Annotated in this window: 1 protein-coding gene; it reads left to right on the plus strand. The window is 51.6% G+C overall.

Features of this window, described 5'->3' with window-relative positions; translation table 11 throughout:
• Nucleotides 1–148: 148 nt before the first annotated feature.
• The gene (locus tag HX783_RS29660) at nt 149–1,327 is read left to right on the plus strand and encodes an integrase core domain-containing protein (protein ID WP_177019230.1); all 1,179 of its coding nucleotides are present in this window, start codon (nt 149–151) and stop codon (nt 1,325–1,327) included.
• Nucleotides 1,328–1,428 lie beyond the last annotated feature (101 nt).

Consider the following 1,428-nt stretch of genomic DNA (forward strand, 5'->3'; position numbering starts at 1 on the left):
CCGCTCTTACAGCGGCTCACTTTTTGAAGGACCAAAAAGTAAGCAAAAAGTCCTCGCCGGTATGACTCACCCACATGGGTTACAAATCAGTTCACGCACATAGGTAACAGTTTTTAACTGGCAGGGTCGATTTCGTGAGGATCTGACCATGCCCTGGAAAGAGCTGAAACCTATGGACCTCAAAGTGATGTTTGTCGCTGAATACCTGACTGGAAAACACAGCCTTAGCCAGCTATGTCGAGACTATGAAATCAGCCGAAAGACTGGCTATAAGTGGGTCGAGCGATACAAAACAGAAGGCCCCAGTGGGCTTGATGAGCGTAGTCGTCGTCGGCACCACCAGACTTATGTGGTGCCTTTGGCGGTAAAGCAGGCAATTATCGAACTTCGTTCTATAGACGAGACAATCCCTGGTCCGAAAAAAATCCAGAGTGATTTGATAAAGCGTTTTCCGGGCCAGGATCCGCCCTCGAAAACGACTATTTATAACATCCTTAAAGCGGCTGATCTGATCACGCCGCGCCCCTTGCGGCCAAGAGTTGCTGTCTATCCAAAACCGTTACGTAAGGCAGATGTGCCTAATCAGCTTTTCAGTGCTGACTACAAAGGCCAGTACCTGACAGGCGCGGGCGTATGGTGTTATCCGCTAACAATCATGGACCATGCCAGTCGCTTCTTACTTGCCTGTCAGAGCATGCCCAGCACCAATTTCAAGGAGACCCAAGAGACGTTCGAACGGGTGTTTCGCGAGTATGGTTTGCCTGAGCGCATCCGTACTGACAACGGAGTGCCGTTTGCCAGCACAGGGCGCGGAGGGCTGTCACAGTTGTCGATCTGGTGGCTACGGCTGGGTATCATTCCTGAGCGTATCGAGCCCGGTCGGCCAGACCAAAATGGCCGGCACGAGCGTATGCACCGAACACTGAAAAGCACTTTGCCCAATCCACCTGCGGTTGCTTGGGAGTCTCAGCAGAAACACTTTGATCGTTTCATACGGCACTACAATTACGAGCGAGGGCATGAAGCGCTGAGCCAGAAAACACCGGCTTCATGCTATTCACCTTCACCTCGAGCCTATCCGGAGAAACTGCCGGAGATGGGTTATGCAAGTCATATTGAGTGTTACCGGACTGACTCAAACGGGATGATTTATCGGTCAGGTCTGCGGATTTATGTGGGGCATTTACTGAAATACCAGACTATTGGAATGGAGATGCTGAGCGACGATGTGTGGGCTGTTATTTTCGGCCCAGTGATCCTCGGACAAGTGGATGCGAGGAATGCAGACAAGGACGGCTATATTTCACTCAAAGTGTTACCTATGTGAATGCACTTTTGTGTAACCCATGTGGTTGTCCCGTACACGCCCCACCACTCGGCACCTCGCCTAGGCTCGGTGTGCCCTCACTCCGGCTTGAATCCGTGGGC

This window comes from Pseudomonas sp. D2002 (assembly GCF_013385735.1).
GTDB lineage: Bacteria > Pseudomonadota > Gammaproteobacteria > Pseudomonadales > Pseudomonadaceae > Aquipseudomonas.

What these genes read in the sequence shown, in the direction of transcription:
- HX783_RS29660 (WP_177019230.1), top strand. Translation starts at nt 149, where the DNA reads ATGCCCTGGAAAGAGCTGAAACCTATGGACCTCAAAGTGATGTTTGTC.